This is a genomic window from Rhodoferax sp. AJA081-3 (genome assembly GCF_017798165.1).
Lineage (GTDB): Bacteria > Pseudomonadota > Gammaproteobacteria > Burkholderiales > Burkholderiaceae_C > Allorhodoferax.
This window is the reverse complement of record NZ_CP059068.1, coordinates 3070135-3089442: the sequence shown is the minus strand read 5'-3', so window position 1 is coordinate 3089442 and position 19308 is coordinate 3070135. Positions and strand designations below refer to the sequence as shown.

General features: G+C 64.1%; 19 protein-coding genes. 4 read left to right on the top strand and 15 right to left on the bottom strand.

Translation table 11 applies throughout. From position 1 onward, the window contains the following. Window positions 1-53: 53 nt before the first annotated feature. The 7 genes from waaF to alr form a co-directional block, all read right to left on the bottom strand. Window positions 54-1064 carry a lipopolysaccharide heptosyltransferase II gene (waaF, locus tag HZ993_RS14500; protein ID WP_209393443.1) on the bottom strand — a complete coding sequence of 337 codons (1011 nt, stop codon included), beginning with the start codon at window positions 1062-1064 and terminating at the stop codon, window positions 54-56. 13 nt (window positions 1065-1077) lie between these two features. Next, entirely contained in the window at window positions 1078-1284 is a 207-nt protein-coding gene (locus tag HZ993_RS14495) for a zinc-finger domain-containing protein (RefSeq protein ID WP_209393442.1), read from the bottom strand. After that, window positions 1281-2237, bottom strand: coding sequence for a branched-chain amino acid transaminase (locus tag HZ993_RS14490; RefSeq protein ID WP_209393441.1), 957 nt, complete (start codon window positions 2235-2237; stop codon window positions 1281-1283). Before HZ993_RS14490 ends, HZ993_RS14495 begins: the two co-directional genes overlap by 4 nt. Window positions 2238-2326: 89 nt before the next feature. After that, on the bottom strand, window positions 2327-2746 hold the full coding sequence (locus HZ993_RS14485; protein ID WP_245213632.1) for a glycerate kinase: 420 nt from the start codon (window positions 2744-2746) through the stop codon (window positions 2327-2329). 6 nt (window positions 2747-2752) lie between these two features. Further along, window positions 2753-4144, bottom strand: a complete 1392-nt coding sequence (gene radA, locus HZ993_RS14480) for a DNA repair protein RadA (protein ID WP_209393440.1) — start codon at window positions 4142-4144, stop codon at window positions 2753-2755. A gap of 22 nt (window positions 4145-4166) precedes the next feature. Next, window positions 4167-5378 carry an HD-GYP domain-containing protein gene (locus tag HZ993_RS14475; protein WP_209393439.1) on the bottom strand — a complete coding sequence of 404 codons (1212 nt, stop codon included), beginning with the start codon at window positions 5376-5378 and terminating at the stop codon, window positions 4167-4169. Then, window positions 5375-6499 carry an alanine racemase gene (gene alr / locus HZ993_RS14470; RefSeq protein ID WP_209393438.1) on the bottom strand — a complete coding sequence of 375 codons (1125 nt, stop codon included), beginning with the start codon at window positions 6497-6499 and terminating at the stop codon, window positions 5375-5377. Before alr ends, HZ993_RS14475 begins: the two co-directional genes overlap by 4 nt. A gap of 139 nt (window positions 6500-6638) precedes the next feature. Between alr and lplT the strand changes: the two genes are divergently transcribed. After that, window positions 6639-7922 carry a lysophospholipid transporter LplT gene (gene lplT, locus HZ993_RS14465; protein ID WP_209393437.1) on the top strand — a complete coding sequence of 428 codons (1284 nt, stop codon included), beginning with the start codon at window positions 6639-6641 and terminating at the stop codon, window positions 7920-7922. A 141-nt stretch (window positions 7923-8063) separates the two neighbouring features. Here the strand turns inward: lplT and HZ993_RS14460 are convergent, their stop codons facing one another. Continuing rightward, window positions 8064-9269: a GGDEF domain-containing protein gene (locus tag HZ993_RS14460; RefSeq protein ID WP_209393436.1), complete on the bottom strand. Its 1206-nt coding sequence runs from the start codon at window positions 9267-9269 to the stop codon at window positions 8064-8066. 110 nt (window positions 9270-9379) lie between these two features. On the opposite strand from HZ993_RS14460, the gene HZ993_RS14455 reads away from it, so the two are divergent. Next, window positions 9380-9862 (top strand): glutathione peroxidase, encoded by a 483-nt coding sequence (locus tag HZ993_RS14455; RefSeq protein ID WP_209393435.1) that lies wholly within the window; start codon window positions 9380-9382, stop codon window positions 9860-9862. A gap of 10 nt (window positions 9863-9872) precedes the next feature. Here HZ993_RS14455 and HZ993_RS14450 read toward each other — a convergent pair whose 3' ends face one another. From HZ993_RS14450 to HZ993_RS14440, 3 genes are read right to left on the bottom strand one after another with little or no spacing between them, the layout of a single operon-like run. Further along, entirely contained in the window at window positions 9873-10559 is a 687-nt protein-coding gene (locus tag HZ993_RS14450) for a YafY family protein (protein WP_209393434.1), read from the bottom strand. 54 nt (window positions 10560-10613) lie between these two features. Further along, window positions 10614-10889: a hypothetical protein gene (locus tag HZ993_RS14445; RefSeq protein WP_245213631.1), complete on the bottom strand. Its 276-nt coding sequence runs from the start codon at window positions 10887-10889 to the stop codon at window positions 10614-10616. Between the two features lie 3 nt (window positions 10890-10892). After that, window positions 10893-11288: a VOC family protein gene (locus tag HZ993_RS14440; protein WP_209393433.1), complete on the bottom strand. Its 396-nt coding sequence runs from the start codon at window positions 11286-11288 to the stop codon at window positions 10893-10895. A gap of 129 nt (window positions 11289-11417) precedes the next feature. Between HZ993_RS14440 and HZ993_RS14435 the strand changes: the two genes are divergently transcribed. Next, the gene (locus HZ993_RS14435; protein ID WP_209393432.1) at window positions 11418-14360 is read left to right on the top strand and encodes an EAL domain-containing protein; all 2943 of its coding nucleotides are present in this window, start codon (window positions 11418-11420) and stop codon (window positions 14358-14360) included. On the opposite strand, the gene glcF is transcribed toward HZ993_RS14435, so the two are convergent. Both glcF and glcE read right to left on the bottom strand, forming a co-directional pair. After that, a complete protein-coding gene (gene glcF / locus HZ993_RS14430; protein WP_209393431.1) occupies window positions 14349-15632 on the bottom strand; it encodes a glycolate oxidase subunit GlcF in 1284 nt (427 codons plus the stop codon). The genes HZ993_RS14435 and glcF overlap by 12 nt on opposite strands. A 37-nt stretch (window positions 15633-15669) precedes the next feature. Beyond that, entirely contained in the window at window positions 15670-16818 is a 1149-nt protein-coding gene (glcE, locus tag HZ993_RS14425; protein ID WP_209393430.1) for a glycolate oxidase subunit GlcE, read from the bottom strand. Between the two features lie 196 nt (window positions 16819-17014). On the opposite strand from glcE, the gene HZ993_RS14420 reads away from it, so the two are divergent. Further along, complete coding sequence (locus HZ993_RS14420) at window positions 17015-17374, top strand: HPF/RaiA family ribosome-associated protein (protein WP_209393429.1); 360 nt, start codon at window positions 17015-17017, stop codon at window positions 17372-17374. Between the two features lie 27 nt (window positions 17375-17401). Here HZ993_RS14420 and HZ993_RS14415 read toward each other — a convergent pair whose 3' ends face one another. Together HZ993_RS14415 and HZ993_RS14410 are read right to left on the bottom strand one after the other, a co-directional pair. Next, window positions 17402-18376: an SMP-30/gluconolactonase/LRE family protein gene (locus HZ993_RS14415; protein WP_209393428.1), complete on the bottom strand. Its 975-nt coding sequence runs from the start codon at window positions 18374-18376 to the stop codon at window positions 17402-17404. Further along, window positions 18373-19236 carry an aldose 1-epimerase gene (locus HZ993_RS14410; protein WP_209393427.1) on the bottom strand — a complete coding sequence of 288 codons (864 nt, stop codon included), beginning with the start codon at window positions 19234-19236 and terminating at the stop codon, window positions 18373-18375. The genes HZ993_RS14415 and HZ993_RS14410 overlap by 4 nt, the downstream gene beginning before the upstream one ends. Between the last annotated feature and the right edge of the window lie 72 nt (window positions 19237-19308).

The window sequence follows — 19308 nt, the reverse complement described above, 5'->3', positions numbered from 1 at the left end:
CCCCGCCCAATAAAAAAACCACCTTCGGGTGGTTTTTTTATGGCTGAAACGGTCTAGGGTTGTACGAGGTGAAGCACGTCGTCAGGCGTCAGGTCCACCAGGCAACGGGTGTGGCCCAAAGGGCATTCCCGTTCGAAACAGGGCGCACAGTCCAGCGCCGGCACATACCCCGGATCGTTCTTGAGCCAGATCACATGGGCCTGCGGATTCAGCGGCGGTGTGTGCAAGGGGCTGGACGAACCAAACAGCGCCACCTGCGGCAGGCCAAAGGCCGCTGCCACATGCATCAACCCCGAATCGTTGCTGACCATGGCCTTGGACGCAGAAATGGCGGCCAGCGCGTGGTCCAGCGACGTCCGCCCGGACCAGTCCAGGCACTGGCCCGGTTGTGCCGCGTTCACGGTGCGGGTGATCTCCGCACACAGTGCCGATTCCTTGGAAGAGCCGAGTAACACCACCGGCAGATTCAATTGTTCGGCCAGCACCGCGAAGTGACGTGCCGGCCAGCGTTTGGCTGGACCGTACTCCGCGCCGGGGGCGAATACGTAGTAGCCCTGGCGTTGCAAATGCATGCCGGCCAGTGCTGCATCCACCTTGATGGGGTCCAGCTGCAATTGGGGGCGATCTTGCGCGGTACCGGTTTCCCCGCTCAAGGCCGAGTAAAACGCCACCATGGGTGGGCGGTGTCCGTCCGGGGGATTGGGCAGGCGCTGGTTCAGCACCCCATAACGCGACTCGCCGTGGTAGCCCACCCGTTTGGGGATGCCGGCCCACCAGGGCAGCAAGGCGCTTTTGAAGGAGTTGGGGCAAACATAGGCCACATCAAACTGCCCTCGCAATGCGCGGGCGAGGCTGCGGCGTTCTTTCCATTGCAGTCCGCCATGGGCAAAAGGCAGTTCTATGACCGCGTCAACCACCTCTGGCATGGCGCGGTAGACCGGTGCCACCCAGGGCAGGGCGCCCACCGTGAGGCTCTCGCCGCGCGCCCGCAGGCGGCGCAGCAACGGTTCGGTCATGACCGCATCGCCTATCCATTGCGGGGCGATGACCAGGGAGCGGGTCATCCGGTGGCGTGGATCAGTGACCCGAGGAGAAGTGCTCGCCTGCTTTTAGGCGGTACACCGTGCTGCAATACGGGCACTTGGCTTCGCCAGAGTGGCCGACATCCAGGTAGACCTTGGGGTGCGTGTCCCAAGTTTTCATCTGGGCCAGGGGGCTGGGGCAAAACACGCCGCCCTGGTGGTTCAGGTCTTTGGCGAGTAGTTCAACGGTAGCGGATTTCATGACGAGACTTTCGTGAGCCAATGGGCGTATTTGGGGTTGCGGCCGTTGACGATGTCAAAGAAGGCCGATTGGATTTTTTCGGTGATGGGGCCACGCGAACCTACATAGTCGTCTTTGCCCAGTTCGATGCGGTCCAGCTCGCGGATGGGTGTCACTTCTGCGGCGGTGCCGGTGAAGAAGGCCTCGTCGCAGATATAGACCTCGTCACGGGTGATGCGTTTTTGCACCAGCTCCAGCCCCAGGTCTTGGCAGATGTGCATCACGGTGTTGCGGGTGATGCCGTTCAGAGCGCCGGCCGACAAATCGGGGGTGTAGACCACGCCGTTTTTGACCACAAACAGGTTCTCGCCCGCGCCTTCAGACACAAAACCATTGGCGTCCAGCAGCATGGCTTCGTCGTACCCGTCATCGGTGGCTTCCATGTTGGCCAGGATGGAGTTGGTGTAGTTGGACACCGCCTTGGCCTGGGTCATGGTGATGTTGACGTGGTGGCGGGTGTAGCTGGAGATCTTGACACGAATACCGCGTTTCATGCCTTCTTCGCCCAGGTAGGCACCCCATGGCCAGGCGGCAACCATCAGGTGGATGGTGTTGCCCTTGGGCGAGACGCCCAGCTTCTTGTCGCCAATCCAGGTCAGCGGGCGCAGGTAGCCGGATTCAAGCTTGTTTTCGCGTATCACCGCGCACTGCGCTTCGTTCACCTGCGCCTGCGTGAACGGGATCTTCATGCGCAATATCTTGGCGCTGTTGAACAGTCGTTCGGTGTGTTCTTCCAAGCGGAAGATGGCCGTGCCGTTGACGCCCTTGTAGGCGCGCACACCCTCAAACGCGCCGCAGCCATAGTGCAGGGTGTGGCTCAGCACGTGGATCTTGGCGTCGCGCCAGTCCACCATCTGGCCATCCATCCAGATTTTTCCATCGCGGTCGGACATTGAAGGGGGTTGCAGGCTCATGGCGGGTTCCTTGGGGTCAGGGTCGTGGGAAGAAACACCGATTTTACGACTGGGGGGATGCTCTGCCCAGGCCGCACCGACAAGGCGTCTCAGGGCCGCTGCAATTCCCAATGCACCAGTTTGCCGTGGGCAAAGCTGCAGCGCACCGTGGCTTGTGATGCATCGGTCCACAGGTAGCTTTCGTGGTCGGGTGGTGTGTCCGCATCGTCCACCCTTTGCCCCAGGGCCTGTGTCAGCGCCAACACCTGCAACAGTGCCATGCCCCGCGCCAGGCGTGCATGCAGCATCACGGCGCTGGCCACGGTGCCCACGGGTCGCTGCGTGGTGCGCCGCAACACAACCAACATGCGGCTCATGTGCATTAGCACCCACATCACCAGGCCGCCGGTTGCCAGCGCGATGCCGCCCCAGCCATAGGCCCGATAGGCCATCACACCAATGCCAGCCAGCACCAGCAGCACCACGGCGCGGGTCAGAACCGGATATTTTTGAAGTGGTGGAAATTGCATGGTTGATCAACCGAGTCCGCGCACGATGTCCATGGCCTGCTCCACCCGGTCTACGGCGTGGATGGTCAGCCCTTCAAACTCCTTGCCACCAGACTTCTTGGGCGCATTCGCCTTGGGCACAATGGCCACGGTAAAGCCCAGCTTGGCGGCTTCTTTCAGGCGCTCCTGGCCGCGCGGCGCCGGGCGCACTTCGCCGGCCAGCCCCACCTCACCAAACGCAAAAAAGCCCTTGGGCAGCGGCTTGCCGCGCAGGCTGGAGGTAATGGCCAGCAGCACCGCCAGATCGGCCGCGGGCTCGTTGATACGCACCCCCCCCACCGCGTTAACAAACACATCCTGGTCCATACAGGCCACACCGGCATGGCGGTGCAGCACCGCCAGCAGCATGGCCAGGCGGTCGCGGTCCAGGCCCACGCTCAGGCGCCGGGGCGAGGGACCGCCGCTGTCCACCAGGGCTTGTATCTCCACCAGCAGCGGGCGTGTGCCCTCCAGCGTGACCATGACACAGCTGCCCGGAACGGGCTCGGTGTGCTGGCTCAGAAAAATCGCGCTGGGGTTGCTGACGCCCTTGAGCCCCTTCTCGGTCATCGCAAACACGCCGATCTCGTTGACGGCGCCAAAACGGTTCTTGATGGCCCGCACCAGGCGGAAGCTGCTGTGCGTTTCCCCTTCGAAATACAGCACCGTGTCCACCATGTGCTCCAGCACGCGGGGCCCGGCCAGTGCGCCCTCTTTGGTCACATGGCCGACCAGCACGATGGCCGTGCCGCTGGACTTGGCGCAACGCGTCAGGTGGGCCGCACATTCGCGCACCTGGGCCACCGAGCCGGGGGCGGATGTCAGCTGATCGGAATACACGGTCTGGATGGAATCGATGACTGCCACATCTGGCTGCAGGCTGTCGATGGTGGCCAGTATCTTGTCCAACTGGATCTCGGCCAGCACCTTGACCTGGGAGGCATCCAGCCCCAGCCGGCGCGAACGCAAGGCAACTTGGGCGCCGCTTTCTTCCCCGGTGACATACAAAGTGGATTGGCCGCTGCGCTGCAAGGAATCCAGCGCCTGCAACAGCAACGTGGACTTGCCAATGCCGGGGTCGCCACCAATCAGCACCACCGCGCCTTCCACCATGCCGCCGCCCAGCACGCGGTCCAGCTCGTCCTGGCCGGTGGGTGTGCGTTGCACATCGTTGGCTTCGATGTCGGCCAGCACCGCCACTTCGGCCGTCTTGGCCAAAGCCTGGAATTGCGAGGTGTAGCGGTTTTTGGCCGGTGCGGCCGATTCGGCGACCGACTCAATCAGCGTGTTCCAGGCCGCGCAGCTGGGGCATTTGCCCAGCCATTTGGGGCTGGTGCCGCCGCATTCGGTGCAGGTGTAAACGGTTTTCTCTTTGGCCATGCCACCATGTTACTGTATAAAACTACAGACCCTTGATGCCCAACCGCGCCTTGCGCACCTTGTCCACGCTGAGCGTGACCCGCATGGACTCGGCCGACACGGCGGCGGCAATCGTGGTGGCCGGGGTTGTGGTTTGTTTGCACAGGTGTTTGGCGATGGCCACACCGTCTTTGTCCAGTACGGGGATGACCCAGGGTGTGTTGGCACGTTCGCCACGCTGCACGGACAGAGCGGTTTCACCATTGGCCAGCTTCACGTAGGTGCCGGGCGGGTAAAAGCCCGCTGCCTGGGCCATGGCCGAGGCAATGCCCTGTGTCACACCCTCCGCACCCATCACCATGGACTTGACGGCTTTTAACGGGGATAACGATGCACGGGTCTTGCGCCCCGCCATCTTGGCGACAAAGCTGTCGGCCATGGCCAACACGCGGCGCGCCGTCAGGGTGCTGGGCAGGCCCTGGGGCGCATCGGGTGCGTGGTGCCAGCGCACGATGTCCAGCACCTCGGGGTCGTCAACGCCAAAACCTTGCAGGATGGCGACGCTTTTTTCGGGGTGTTCCTGGATCAGTGTGCGTTGCCAGGCGGTGGGCGCCGTGTTTTGGCGGGCCAGGCTGTCCTGGTCGCGTGCCATGCCGATATTCATCAGCAGGGCAGCGGTGAACAAAGCTTGCTGCTGTGGCTGGGCTACCGCCAGTTTGTTTGACGTGATATGGCAGACCACGGCACACAACAGGGCATGGGTGGCGCTATAACCCTGGGCCGTGTCGGCCAGGGCCTGGAACAGGCAGAACAGGCTGTCATCCGTGTCGGCGGCCAGCAGCGCCAAGGCCTTTTTCTCCAGCCCCACCAAGCGCTCCAGTGGGTTGATGGCCAGGCCGCCCTGGTACAGGATGCCGCGCAACACCTCCTGCAGGTCCAGCCAGCCGCCGTTGAGCTGTTCGCCCACCACATAGTCGCTTTCCCGGATCTCGCTAGGCATGGGTGCCCGGCTGATGGATTGCACATCGGCACCCGCACTCAGCATGGCGTGCACCATGCGCTCGTAGCTGCGCTGCCAGGCGTAGGCGTCGGCCGGCAGGCTGGAGGCATTGTGGGCGTGCAGCTTTTCGCGGTGGTCTTCCGAGGTGATGGGCTGCCCCTTGCGCAGCAGCAGCTGGCCGCTGGCGCTCCAGATATCCACGGGCAGCGGTTTGCCAATCTCCAGCAGGGCCACCGGGATGGGTACGTATTTCATACAGCCACCTCGACCGGCACACGCTGTGCCAGGCCACACATCAGCTCATACCCCACCGTCTGGGCGCGGGCCGCTACCTCGTCGATGGGCAATACGGCGCCATTGGCGGCCGTCCCCCACAGGGTGACCACACTGCCCGCGCCGGCATGCGGCACCGGGGTCAGGTCCACGGTAATCATGTCCATGCTGACCCGGCCCACCGTGCGGGTGCGCACGCCATCCACCAGCACCGGGGTGCCACTGGGGCAGATGCGGGGGTAACCGTCGGCATACCCACAGGCCACCACACCGATGCGCATGGCCTCTGGCGCCAGAAAGCTTGAGCCATATCCGACGCTAGCCCCCATCGCCAGGTCTTGTGTTGCTATGATTTTTGCAGCAAGTGTCATCGTGGGCTGCAAGCCCCAGTCGGCCGCACTGTGTTCGGGGAAGTCCGGCGCACTGCCATACATGGCGATGCCGGGGCGCACCCAGTCGGACACCACCACCTGGTCGGGCTGGGCTTCGGCTTGGGCCGGGTCCACCGTGTGGCGTAGCGTGGCGGCGCTGTTGGAAAGGCTGCGCTCGCCCGGCAGGTCGCGGGTGGTGCGGGCGAAGATGGCCATTTGTTCGGCCACACCTTTGGGGCCGTCGGCGTCGCTGAAATGGGTCATCAGTGAAATTTCGTCTACCTGCGGCAGGGCGTTGAGCCGGGCCCAGGCCGAGCGGTAACGCTCGGGTGCAAAACCCAGGCGGTTCATGCCGGTGTTCATCTTGAGGAACACCCGCTGCGGCACATTGGTCTTGTGCGCGGCCAGCATGTCAATTTGGGCTTCGCAGTGCACGGTGTGCCAAAGGTCCAGGCGTGAACACAGCTCAAGGTCGCGCAGTTCAAAAGCGCCCTCCAGCAGCAGGATGGGGCCGCGCCAGCCCAGGTCGCGCACACGTTGTGCCTCGTTGAAATCCAGCAGCGCAAAACCGTCGGCCCCGCGCATGCCTTCAAAGACACGTTCAATGCCGTGCCCATAAGCATTGGCCTTGACCACGGCCCAGACACGCGCATCGGGCGCAGCGCGGCGCAGGCGCTCCAGGTTGTGGCGGAAGGCCTGGGTGTGGATGGTGGCGAGTATCGGACGGGGCATGGCAAAACCTTGGGAGCTGCGGTGTGACGGGTTTGTGCACGGATTCTGACATTGCCTGGCGTGCTATAACCATGAGACGTTTGGAGACACCCACAATAACCCCTCGCATCAGTTTTCCTGATGCGCGCAGACCCCACGCATGAAACGCGGTTTTTACACCATCATGTCGGCGCAGTTTTTCAGCTCGCTGGCAGACAACGCCCTGTTCGTCGCTGCCGTGCAATTGCTGCGCAGCGGGGGTGCACCGGAGTGGCAACAGGCAGCCTTGGTGCCCATGTTTGCGTTGTTTTATGTGGTGTTGGCCCCGTTTGTGGGGGCCTTTGCCGACGCCCTGCCCAAGGGTCAGGTCATGCTGTACAGCAATACCATCAAGATCGTGGGCTGCGTGATGATGTTGTTTGGTACCCATCCACTCATGGCCTATGCCATTGTGGGGCTGGGTGCGGCGGCCTATTCACCGGCCAAATACGGCATCCTGACCGAGCTGCTGCCCGCAAGCCAGCTGGTCAAGGCCAATGGTTGGATCGAGGGGCTGACCATTGCCTCCATCATCCTGGGGGTCTTGTTGGGCGGGCAATTGGTGGGGCCTATGGTGTCGGGCTACCTGCTGTCGTTTGATCTGCCCCTGCTGGACACCGGCATTGCCACAGCACCCGAAGCTGCCATCAGCGTGTTGATACTGGTCTACATCGTGGCCGCTTGGTTCAACACCCGGATCCCCAAGACGGGCGTGCCCATGCGGCCCCTGCCCAACCGCCTGGTCAGTTTGCTGCCCGATTTCTGGACCTGCAATATGCGCTTGTGGCGCGACCGACTGGGCCAGATTTCGCTGGGCACCACCACATTGTTCTGGGGCGTCAGCGGCAACCTGCGTTTTATTGTGCTGGCGTGGGCCTCGGCGGCGCTGGGTTACAGCGTGACCCAGGCCTCGGCTCTGGTGGGTGTGGTGGCCATTGGTACGGCGGTGGGAGCGGTGGCCGCGTCGCTGCGCATGCGCCTGGACCAGGCGACCCTGGTGCTGCCGCTGGGCATAGGCATGGGGGTGCTGGTCATCCTGCTGAACTTCATCACCAATGTGTGGGTGGCCGCGCCCTTCCTGGTTTTGCTGGGCGGTCTGGGCGGCTTTTTGGTGGTGCCCATGAATGCGCTGTTGCAGCACCGTGGCCACAACCTGATGGGCGCGGGCCGATCCATTGCCGTGCAAAACTTCAACGAGCAGGCCTGCATCCTGGGTCTGGGCGCCTTCTACAGCCTCTCCACCGGTATGGGCCTGTCGGCCTTTGGCGCCATCACCGTGTTTGGTGTGGTGGTGGCCGGCTTCATGTGGCTGATCAAACGCTGGCATGAGCGCAACTGCCGCGAACACGCCGCCGACATTGCCAACCTGCTGGAAATCGCCCGCCACGACAATTTGCACGGCTAGGGGTGTAGCCCCCACACTCCACCGCTGCGCGGGTCGCTGCCCCCCGAGGGGGTTAAATCCGCTTGGGGCGGCCCGGCGCGGATTTGTAGCCCCCACGTTCGCCGACTGCGTGTGGCGCTTTGCCCCCACGCTGCGCAGGCTCTAGGGTGCGGGCACATCGCCCCACACCACCTGGTTGCGCCCCTGCGCCTTGGCGCTGTACAGGGCCTGGTCGGCGGCGCTGTACAGGCTGTTCAGGGGGGCTGTTTGGTTGGCCTGCAGGCCGGTGACACCCACGCTGGTGGTCATGGCAACCCGGAGCCCGCCTGGTAGTTCCAGCGGCTGCCCGCCAATCGCGGCCCGAATTTTCTCTGCCAGATTCAGCGCACCGGCGGGCTCGGTGTTGGGCATCAGCACAATAAACTCCTCGCCGCCAATGCGCGCCAGCACGTCGGTGCTGCGGATGTTGGCGGCAAGCCGGGTCGCCACCTGTTGCAGTACCAGGTCACCCATCGGATGGCCGTACTGGTCATTGACCCGTTTGAAGTAGTCCAGATCCACCATCAGCACACACAGGCCGCTGGGCATGCGCACACGGCGATCCAGTTCCTGCTGCGCCAGCTGCAGGAACTTGCGCCGGTTGTACAGGCCGGTCAGCGTGTCGCGTTCGGCCAGGCGTTCGAGCTCCTGCTGTTTGACCAGAAGGCTTGCGTTGCTGCGTTCCAGCTTGCGCTGCAACAGCACGGTGCGGGTGTACTGGTGCCACGTCATCACCGAGATCAACTGGGCCATCAGCACCACCGCAATGGCCTGGATCTGCAAGCTGGCCAGCAGTGCGGTGTCTATGGCGCTGCTGCGCAAAATGGTCCAGAAGACCACAAAGGCCGCCGCAAAGACCGGTGCCGAAAATCCGGGGCGCATCAGGGATACCACGGCCGTGCCCATGCAGATCACCAGAAACGTGGCGATGCCGTTGCCCACGCCCACGTCCTGGATGGCGGCTGCCGCACCAAAGGCCAGGTAGGTCGCGCAAAACGCGGTCTGCACCACGATGCCTGCCACACTGGCACCGGCCTTGCGCCGCAGCAGCCCGTGGGCCAACAGCCCGAACACCAGCAGCCCCAGCGCCACACCCGCCTGCAGTCCGACCAGTGCATCTGCCCAGGCCTGCATCTTGGGCTGGTCTGCGGCCGCCTGGTACTGGCTCAGCCACCCGGCAATGGCGGCGTGCAGCGGCACACCCAGCCACGCCAGGGCACGGGCGCGGCGCAGCGTCACCATGGTGCCCATGCCCTGTACCTGGTCGTACTCCTGTTTGAGATGTCTGGCACTGGCCTGCCAGCGCGCCAACCGGGATAGAGTGGTCAACGTGTTCCTCTTGATTGAACCGAAATCTTCACACCATTGTCAGACCCCTGCAAGTTCTTTTACAGGGTGTTAACGTCAACCCCCTCCACCACCTGAGGCGTCGCCCCACCATGACCACTGTTTACGACTTTGAAGCCCTGACCATCAACGGCAAGTCCGTACCGCTGAGCCAATACAAAGGCAAGCCCCTGCTGATCGTCAACACCGCCAGCGCCTGCGGCTTCACCCCGCAGTTTGCCGGCCTGGAAGAGCTGCACAAGACCTATGGCAAAAAGGGGCTGGTGGTGCTGGGTTTTCCGTGCAACCAGTTTGGTGCGCAGGACAAGGGCAGCAACGACGAGATCGCCGAGTTTTGCCAGCTGAACTACGGCGTCAGTTTTACGATGATGGCCAAGATCGACGTCAACGGCAGCGACGCCCACCCCCTGTACCAGTGGCTTTCCGCCGAGGCGCCTGGCCTTTTGGGGACCAAGGCCATTAAATGGAATTTCACCAAGTTTCTGGTGGCCAAGGACGGCCAGGTGCTCAAACGGTATGCCCCCACCGATACACCCCAAAGCATTGCGGATGATATTGAGGCAGCGCTGGCATAGTTAGCCGGTTTCAAACCGGCGCGGCCCCCGCCTGCCGCAAAAAATCGGCCAGGGTCTTGCCCGCTTCATCCCGAAACACTGCGTCCTGCACCTGCAGTGCATCCATGCGGTCCAGCCGGAAGCTGCGAAAGGCTTTGCGGGTTTCACACCAGGCGGCCAGCGTCCACACCTTGCCCCAGAAAAAACAGCCCAGCGGGCGCACGCTGCGCTGGCTGCTTTGGCCGGCCACGTCGCGGTAGGTGATGGTCACCGTGCGGCGCAGTTGCACGGCTTCGCGCAGTGTCTGCAGGGTGTGCTGGATGGCGGGTTCGACGCTGAACGTGGGCGCAAACAGCGCCAGGCTTTCGGCCGCGGCCCGGGTCTGGCGAGGCAGGATCGACAAAATCTTGCACAGGGCCTGCTCGGCTTCGCGTGCCAGCTCCGGGTCCAGCCAGGCCTGGGCCAGACGGGTGGCGGCGACCAGGGCACGGGCTTCACCGGCGCTGAACATCAGTGGCGGCAACTCAAATCCGGCGCCCAGCCGGTAGCCCACGCCAGCCTCGCCCTCGATGGGCACACCCTGGTGCTGCAGGTCGGCCACGTCGCGGTACACGGTGCGCTCGGACACCTCCAGGCGTACGGCCAAAAAGGCCGCCGTGGTGAGTCGGCGGCCCCGGATGAGTTGAACGATATGGAAGAGTCGGTCGGCGCGGCGCATAAGGTGTTGGGCATTTTATGCCTCTAGCCCCCGTCAATTATGATTAGATAGCTATTAAAAGCGTAGCACGCCTTCGTCCGCTCCCATTGCCTGGGCGATCAGTTGCATAGCGTGGTCGCTGATGCCGAACAGGCCAAAGGTGAATAGCTTGCCGTGGCACACCTGCATGTAGCCCCCTTCGCGACCCTGACGGGCATGCGCAGCGCTGGCCACGGCAATCCAGTTTTTGGGGCCGCTTGTTCCTCCGATAGGCGTAGAAGTTTGCTGGATGCGGGGCAGAAGCTCGGCTTGGGTGGGGCTGGTCCGGTGGCTGGTCATTGTTGCGCTCATGGGTCAGGCCAGGGCGTGCAGCCCGACGCGATTGCCGGCAACGTCCACGATGTGGGCGATGAAACCCATGCCTGGCGGCAGGGCTTGTTTGCTGGACACGATGCGGCCACCGGCCTCGACGACACGCGCCAACGTGGCGTCGAGCGACGGGTTGCAGTCCAGGTACACCAGCGTGCCGCTTTGACCGGGTGGCAGCATGTTGGCCCCGCTGTGCAGGCAGCCGCTGGAGCCGCCGTCGGCATAGGGGAAAACGGCAATCGTGTTGGGCCCCATAACCTCGTGGCGTAGTTTGCGCTGCAGCACCGTTTCGTAAAAGGCCTGCGACTTGTCCAGCGCAGGCGCAGGGATTTCAAACCATTTGCCAGCATGTGCGGGGGTGGGTGTGGCGGGGTGGGACATGGGTAACTCCTTGTGTGTGATGGGCTGAAGTCGTGATCGTGCGCCAGGGCTACTGACAGCGCGGTGTCAGTAGAAGCACCAGTCTTTCCCGGCTTCCATAGCGGGCATGCCCATGGGATACTGGCAGCCGTGAACGATGTTTCGAAACCAAGCTCCACCGCAGAGGGCCCCTGGAAGATGGCCCTGGAAGGTTCGGGCGTAGGGGTTTGGGACTGGAACCTGACCACGGGCGCGCAGACCCACTCCCGCCAATGGGAAGAAATGCTGGGCTACACCGCGGGTGAGAACATCCATGGCTACCGCGACTTCGAAACCCTGGTCCACCCCGATGACCTGCCCATGGTGCAGGCGGCCGCCCGGGCCTACATGGACGGCCGCACCCCCGAATACGCGGCCGACATCCGCATGCGCTGCAAGGACGGCAGCTGGAAGTGGATACTGACCCGCGGCACGGTGGTGGAGCGTGACCTGATCGGCTCGCCGCTGCGCATGATTGGCACCCACACCGACATTTCCGAGCGCAAGCGGGCCGAAGAAGAATTACGCGCCGTCAATGCCGAACTGCTGGAAAACACCCAGCTGCTGCAAACCACCCTGACCAGTATCAGCCAGGGTATTTTGCTGTTTGACGCGGCACTGCGGGTGCGCAAGTTCAACCCCCGGGTGTGTGAGCTGCTGGACCTGCCCATCGAGTTTTTGTCCACCCGGCCGACCGAACACGAGCTGGTGCGTTTCCAACTGCAGCGGGGTGACTTTGGCCCCGACGCACACCTGGTGGAACAGGATGCCCGCAGCCAGTTGATCAAGGCCGCCAGCGGGCCGACCGAGACACTGCCCACCCGTTATGTGCGGCAGACCCTGAGCGGACGCACGCTGGAAGTACGCACCCAGTTGCTGCCCGACGGGGGCAAGGTCCGCACCTTTGCCGATGTGAGTGACTATGTGCAGGCCGAAGCCGACCGCAAACGCCTGAACCAGCTGCTGGACGCCACCCAGACCATCGCCGGAGTGGGGGGCTGGGAGCGTGATTTTGTGAGCGGCGCGGTTTATTGGACCGAGGGCATCTACCGCATCCTGGAGGTCACACCCGAGGAGTACACGCCGGGCGACCTGGCCTCCACGCAGCGGTTTTTTACACCCGAGGCCCGCGCCAAGATACAGCCGGTGCTGCCAGCCAGCGATGCAGCGACCGAAACCACCCACGACCTGGAGCTGGAAATGGTGACCTGGAAAGGGCGCCACATCTGGGTCCGTTTCAAGGGCACCACCCGTTGGGAGAACGGCCGGCCCCTCAAGCGCACCTCGGTGCTGCAAGACGTCACCGAACTGCGCCTGGCCGAGGCCACCGCCCGCGAGAGTGAGGCGCGCTGGAAGCTGGCGCTGGAGAGTATTGGCGATGGCGTGTGGGACTGGTACATCCAGGAAGGCACCGAATTTTTCTCCGAGCGTTTGCTGCAGATGTGTGGTTACGGCGGTGGTGACCTCAACAGCAACCCCGACGAGTTCGACGACCGCACCCACCCCGACGACCTGGACCAGCTGCACCAGGCGCGGCTGGACCACTTCGAAGGCCGGGCACCGCTGTACCACAGCGAACGCCGCATCCTGTGCAAGGACGGCAGCTGGAAATGGGTGCTGAGCCGGGGCATGGTCATCAGCCGCGATGCGGACGGCAAACCGCTGCGCATGATCGGCACCTTCACCGACATCTCCAGCCGCAAGGCCGCCGAGGCGCTGATACGCCGGCAGGCCTTTTATGACACGCTGACGGGTTTGCCCAACCGGCGCATGATGCGCGACCGGCTGGAGCAGGAGATCAAACGCAGCAAACGCGACCAGCAGGAGCTGGCCATTTTGTTCATCGATCTGGACCATTTCAAGGAAGTCAACGACACCCTGGGCCACGACCGCGGCGACATGCTGCTGGTCGAGGCCGGGCGGCGCATCCAGGCCTGTGTGCGGGCGTCCGACACGGTGGCCCGCATGGGCGGTGACGAGTTCACGGTGATCCTGGCCGAGCTGCCCAGCAGCAGCCACCTGGAAGGCATTCTGCAGAAATTGCTGCGGGCGCTGGGCGGCGTGTTCCAGCTCGGCACCGAGCAGGTGTTTGTGTCGGCCAGCATCGGTATCACCATGTACCCGACCGATGCCACCGAGATCGAAGACCTGCTCAAGAACGCCGACCAGGCCCTGTATGTGGCCAAGGGCGCGGGGCGCAACCGCTTCAGCTTTTTTACCCCGGCCCTGCAAGAGGCCGCGCTCACCCGCGTGCGCCTGGCCAGTGACCTGCGCACCGCGCTGCTGGAGCAGCAGTTCCACGTGGTCTACCAACCCATTGTGGAGCTGGCCACGGGTGCCATCCACAAGGCCGAGGCGCTGATACGCTGGCGCCACCCCACGCGGGGGCTGGTCAGCCCGGCGGCGTTTATCCCCATTGCCGAGTCCAGTGGCCTGATTGTGGAGATTGGGGATTGGGTGTTCCAGCAGGCCGCACGGCAGGTGCAGGCCTGGCGCACGGTGTTGTCAGACGACTTTCAGATCAGCGTCAACCGCTCGCCGGTGCAGTTCCACCACAACGGCGCCACCGATACCAGCTGGGCGCAGCAGCTCAGTGCCCAGGGTTTGCCGGGCGACAGCATCGTGGTGGAGATCACCGAAGGCCTGCTGCTGGACACCAATGCCAGCGTGGCCGAGACCCTGCTGTCGCTGCGGGCCGCGGGTATTGGGGTGTCGCTGGACGACTTTGGTACGGGGTACTCGTCGCTGTCGTACCTGCAGAAGTTTGACATCGACTTTGTCAAGATCGACCAGTCCTTTGTGCGCCACCTGTCGGCCAATTCCACCGAGCTGGCCCTGTGCCGGGCCATTGTGGTGATGGCCCATGCGCTGGACATGCGGGTGATTGCCGAGGGGGTGGAGACCGCGCAGCAGCGCGACCTGCTGGCCTCGGTGGACTGCGACTATGTGCAGGGCTACCTCTACGCCCAGCCCATGCTGGCACCCGACTTCGAGGCCTTTGTGACGGCCTACCGGGCGTCGGCACAAACCCAGTTGTCGCTGTCAGACTCCTGAGCCAGCCTCTTCACCCAGGGCCGCATCCAGCACCTCCACCCAGTGCCGCACGGGTGTGGTGGTGCCACTTTGCAGGTGGGTGATGCAGCCAATGTTGGCTGACACAATCACTTCACGGCCCAAATCCCCCAGGTGCCCCAGCTTGCGGTCGCGCAACTGCGTGGCCAGGCCGGGGTTGAGCACGCTGTAGGTGCCGGCCGAGCCGCAGCACAGGTGGGCCTCGTTCATGGCGGTGCGGATGTCAAAGCCCAGTGCACCCAGGTGTTGTTCGATACCACCCTTGAGCTTCTGGCCGTGTTGCAGCGTGCAGGGCGGGTGCAGGGCCAGCGTGGGGGCCTTGCTGCGGACGCGCTGCGCCAGGTCGGGTTGCTGGGCCAGCAGGGCATCCACAATGACCGACAATAACTCGCTGAGGTCCCGCGTCAACGCGCTGATGCGCTGGGCCTTGGCCGCATAGGCCGGGTCGTCCTGCAGGATGTGGCCGTACTCCTTGACGGTGACACCACAGCCCGACGCATTCATCACGATGGCCTCCACCGCGCCGCCGCCATCAGAGCCCGTGTCCTGCAGATAGGGCCACCAGGCATCGATGTTGGCGCGCATTTCTGCCTTGCCACCGTCCTGGTCATTCAGGTGGAACTTGACCGCGCCGCAGCAACCCGCCTTGGGCGCCACCAGGGTTTGGATGCCGGCCGCGTCCAGCACCCGCGCTGTGGCGCTGTGGATGTTGGGCGCCATGGCGGGTTGGGCACAGCCGGCCAGCACCAGCACCCGGCGCGCATGCGTTCGGGTGGGCAAGGCGCCCGCTTTTTGTTTGGGTGGCACCTTGACCTTGAGGCTGGCGGGTAAGAGCGGGCGCACCATCTGGCCCAACGCCATGGCCGGGCCAAACAACGGTGAGGGGATGCCTTCTTTCAGCGCCCAGCGCAGGGCTTTCTCGGCCGTGGGGCGTTCCACCTTGGCATCCACCAGCTTGCGGCCAATGTCCAGCAGGTGGCCATAGTCCACGCCGCTGGGGCAGGTGGTCTCGCAGTTGCGGCAGGTCAGGCAGCGGTCCAGGTGCAGCTGGGTTTTGCGGGTGGGCTCCTGGCCCTCCAGTACCTGTTTCATCAGGTAGATGCGGCCACGGGGGCCATCCAGCTCGTCACCCAGCAGCTGGTAGGTGGGGCAGGTGGCGGTGCAGAAGCCGCAGTGCACACACTTGCGCAAAATGGCTTCGGCGGCCTGGCCGTCGGCGGTGTGGGCGTATTCGGGGGCGAGCTGGGTTTGCATGGGTGGGTCCGTGGCCTCGTGTGTCGGCGTACCAGCCTTACCAGGCGGGGAACAGGCGCTGGGGGTTGAATATGCGGTGGGGGTCCAGGCTCTGCTTGAGTCGCTGCTGGATGGCCATTTGGGCCGGGTCATTTATGGAAAATGGGCCTCTAGCCCCCGTCAAATCTGACAAATACGCTATAAAAACAGTAGCATTTCCGCCATGGGCTTGTGCCAGGGTATGCAGCTGTGCGCCTGCATCCACCGGCGCCCACAGCCAGCGCAGGCCGCCGTGCCACTCCACCATCTGGGGCCAGGGCAGGGTATCGAATGCCGGTGCGGTTTGTGCCACGCTGATGCGCCACAGGGCCAGCGCGGGGTCGGCCGGGCGCTGGAAGAAGGGCAGTTGCTGGTCGCGGCACAAGGCCCAGTCACCCTGGGCCTGGGTGTTGTCCATGCGCTGGCCCGTTTGTTCGGTCAGCATCTTCTGGCAGGCGGCTTCCACGGCCGCCACGGCGCCGCGCAGTCGCACAAAGAGCAGGTCTTGCCCGGCGGGGCTGGCCGTGTTGTCATGTATCCAGCAACTGGCGTTCAGCGGCAGGGGCTGGCCGCCCCAAGTGTGCAGGCACTCCAGCGCGCGGGCCTGGTCCAGTGCAAACACCAGTGTGGCTTCGGCCGGTGCCACCGGCAAGACTTTCAGCGACACCTGGGTGATCAGCCCCAGCGTGCCCATGCTGCCTGCCATCATGCGGGACACGTCATACCCCGCCACGTTTTTCATGACCTGGCCGCCGAACACCAGGTGTTCACCTAGACCATTGACCATGTGGAGGCCCAACACATATTCGCGCACGGCGCCGGCACTGGCGCGGGCCGGGCCGCTCAGACCGGCGGCCACCATGCCTCCGACCGTGGTGCCGCTGTTACCGGGGGACCAGTGGAAGTGGGGGGGCTCAAAGGCCAGGCACTGGCCGCGCTCCGCCAGCACGGCTTCCAGTTCGGCCAGGGGTGTGCCAGCCGCCACGGTCACCACCAGTTCGGAGGGTTCGTAACTCAGGATGCCGTTCAGGCCGCGGGTGTCCAGCAGTTCGCCTTTCAAGCTGTTGCCATAAAAATCCTTGCTGCCCCCGCCGCGGATGCGCAGTGCCGTGCCGTCGGCCGCTGCGGCGCGTATCTGGTCGGTGAGGGTGTGGAGTGTCTGGGCCATGGTGGTCTGCATGCCGTGCATAGTAGCGGTGGCACCGGCCCAGCGGCGTGAATTTTTTGAAGCCCCGGCCCGCAAAAATTTTGATGCTGCACCGCTCACGCTGTGCGCCACCACACGGTCACCGCGCCTGCCTCGCCCTAGAGTTCAGGCCAGCCGGGGCTATTCCCGCACAACACCAGCAGCAAGGGGAAACCACATGCAAGTACTAGTCAATACCGACGACCATATCCACGGCAGCGAATCCTTGGCCCAGTGGGTACAGGACGAAGCCAACAGCCGACTGGCCCGCTTGCGCGACAGCATCACCCGCCTCGAAGTTTTTTTGAGCGATGTGGATGGCGGCAAGTCTGGCATCCATGACAAACGCTGCCGGCTGGAGGCCCGCGTGGCCGGACGCCCGCCGGTATCGGTCACCGCCGAAGCCGACAAAATGGCCGGCGCCTTTATCAACGCGGTCGACAAGCTGGTGCGCCTGCTGGATACCGAGCTGGGCCGTGTCAAAGACCGCCACGGCCGCGACACCATTCGCACGGCGCCCGAGCCGCAGCAAGAGTAGATAGGATAGCCCCCACGCTCCCCAGATTCAGTCCGCGAAGGCGTTGACTGGCAGGCCGGGCACATCCACCCGCGTGGAGAACACACTGCCGGACAGGGGGAACGCTGCCAACTCGGCCGCACTGCGCTTGTAGCGGGCCGTGGTTACATAGAGTGCTTTGCCATCTTCTCCACCCAGGCAGGGCATGGTGGGGCACATGGCGGGCACCGGTATCTCGGCCAGCAGGCGGCCGTCGGGCGCAAATTTGCAGATGCGCTGGCCTTCAAACATGGCGGCATAGTAGTTGCCCTCCACATCCACCGCGGCCCCGTCGGGCCGGCCCCGGTAGGCGGGCAGGCCGTTGGTGCCGCGCGGCGCATCCCACTGCCAGTCGGCCGGTTTGGGTGGCAGTTGCTGGAAGATGCGGTGCGCGCTCAGCCCATTGGCCAGCACACCAAAATCCCAGGCGTGGATGACGTGGTTGGGTGTGTCCGACCAGTAGGTGGTGCGCCCGTCCGGGCTCCAGCCCAGGCCGTTGCCGGTCAGGGCGTCACCTGCGTGTTGTGTGACCAACGGTGTGCGGCCCCCGCGGCAATCAATAGAGTACAAGGCGCCCGCCATGCTGGCCTTGGGCTCGTCGATGGTGCCCACCCAGAAGCGGCCCAGTGCGTCACACTTGCCGTCGTTGGCACGCACGGCTGCCGTGTCATAGGGCAGGGTGGTGATGAGCTCCAGCGCACCGCGCCACTCCCGCGCGCGGAACACACCATCGCGCCGCGCAATGACCAGGCCGCCGCTGGTGGCGGGGGCTATACAACCGGGCTCGCAGGGCATGTCCCAGCTGTCAACCGTGCCCATGTACACATTGGCGCGGCACAACTTCTGGCCGGGAATATCCACCCAATACAGGGTCTGCTCCTGCGGGTGCCAAAAGGGGGATTCGCCCAGCTGAAACGTGTCGGGGCAAACGGGCTGCCAATCCAGGGCCAAGGTCTGCGGTGTTGTTTGTAATGGTGTTGTCATGCGTGTTCCACTTCGATGCGCATTGCGCTGGAAAAAGTTTGACCGGCCTGCAGGATGCACACACCCAGGTCTTCTGCGCTGGCGCCCGTTTGGGCCATGCGGTTGACGGCGTTGTTCACATGGCTGACGGGCTCGATGGCAATGCTGTCGCTGGTGGGTGTGCTGTAGACCACCAGGCGGCTCAGGCCGGAGGTCACGCGTATGGCCAGCACGCTGTCGCGCAACTGCACCGCACCGGCCCAGCCGTCAAAACAATGGTCCACGTCCAGTGTGGTGCAGGGTGCGCTGATGCCCGTACTGGGCGCACGGTAGGTGGGCAGCTTGTCATGCCCCATCTCCCAGCGGCCAGTGGCGTCGAACTGAATGTGGCTGTCGGGCCGTTTGACAAAGAAAGGATGCCAGCCCAGGCCCACGGGAACAGCCAGGGCCGACTGGTTGGTGATGCTCAGCGACAACTCCAGGGCGTTGGCTTCGAGTTTGAAGGCCTGCGAACAATCGAAGTCAAAGGGCCAGGATGCATCGGCCTTGTGTTCATATGCCAGCAGTGCAAACGTGTCGCTGGCCTCCAGCACCGCCCAGGGCCGCTCCCAGCCCACACCGTGGATGGCGTGTGGGTCGGGCGCCCAGTTTTGTACCAGCGGGTGGTCCGTGCCCTGCCACTGCAGGGTGGCCTGGCTGACACGGTTGGAAAACGGCACCAGCGGGTAACTGCCAGCCTGGCGCACCGAATGGAGTTCGTGCGCAGGTGTGGAGCGCAGCACCGGGATGCCACTGAACCACAGACCAGCGATGCAGCCACCCAGCTCGGGTTTGAGGTCGCATACGAGGTCTGCGTTGCGCAAGGTAAGGGGGTTTTGCATCCCCAAATTGTGCGCCCAAGCGGCCCAAAAAAAAGGCCCCTGGGAACCAGTTGGTTACCAAGGGCCTGATGG

Coding starts and splice junctions, on each gene's coding strand:
- HZ993_RS14420 (WP_209393429.1), top strand. CDS start 17,015: ATGCAAGTACTAGTCAATACCGACGACCATATCCACGGCAGCGAATCC.
- HZ993_RS14445 (WP_245213631.1), bottom strand. CDS start 10,889: ATGAGCGCAACAATGACCAGCCACCGGACCAGCCCCACCCAAGCCGAG.
- glcE (WP_209393430.1), bottom strand. CDS start 16,818: ATGGCCCAGACACTCCACACCCTCACCGACCAGATACGCGCCGCAGCG.
- HZ993_RS14410 (WP_209393427.1), bottom strand. CDS start 19,236: ATGCAAAACCCCCTTACCTTGCGCAACGCAGACCTCGTATGCGACCTC.
- HZ993_RS14455 (WP_209393435.1), top strand. CDS start 9,380: ATGACCACTGTTTACGACTTTGAAGCCCTGACCATCAACGGCAAGTCC.
- HZ993_RS14495 (WP_209393442.1), bottom strand. CDS start 1,284: ATGAAATCCGCTACCGTTGAACTACTCGCCAAAGACCTGAACCACCAG.
- HZ993_RS14475 (WP_209393439.1), bottom strand. CDS start 5,378: ATGAAATACGTACCCATCCCGGTGGCCCTGCTGGAGATTGGCAAACCG.
- glcF (WP_209393431.1), bottom strand. CDS start 15,632: ATGCAAACCCAGCTCGCCCCCGAATACGCCCACACCGCCGACGGCCAG.
- HZ993_RS14485 (WP_245213632.1), bottom strand. CDS start 2,746: ATGCAATTTCCACCACTTCAAAAATATCCGGTTCTGACCCGCGCCGTG.
- HZ993_RS14415 (WP_209393428.1), bottom strand. CDS start 18,376: ATGACAACACCATTACAAACAACACCGCAGACCTTGGCCCTGGATTGG.
- lplT (WP_209393437.1), top strand. CDS start 6,639: ATGAAACGCGGTTTTTACACCATCATGTCGGCGCAGTTTTTCAGCTCG.
- radA (WP_209393440.1), bottom strand. CDS start 4,144: ATGGCCAAAGAGAAAACCGTTTACACCTGCACCGAATGCGGCGGCACC.
- HZ993_RS14450 (WP_209393434.1), bottom strand. CDS start 10,559: ATGCGCCGCGCCGACCGACTCTTCCATATCGTTCAACTCATCCGGGGC.
- HZ993_RS14490 (WP_209393441.1), bottom strand. CDS start 2,237: ATGAGCCTGCAACCCCCTTCAATGTCCGACCGCGATGGAAAAATCTGG.
- waaF (WP_209393443.1), bottom strand. CDS start 1,064: ATGACCCGCTCCCTGGTCATCGCCCCGCAATGGATAGGCGATGCGGTC.
- alr (WP_209393438.1), bottom strand. CDS start 6,499: ATGCCCCGTCCGATACTCGCCACCATCCACACCCAGGCCTTCCGCCAC.
- HZ993_RS14440 (WP_209393433.1), bottom strand. CDS start 11,288: ATGTCCCACCCCGCCACACCCACCCCCGCACATGCTGGCAAATGGTTT.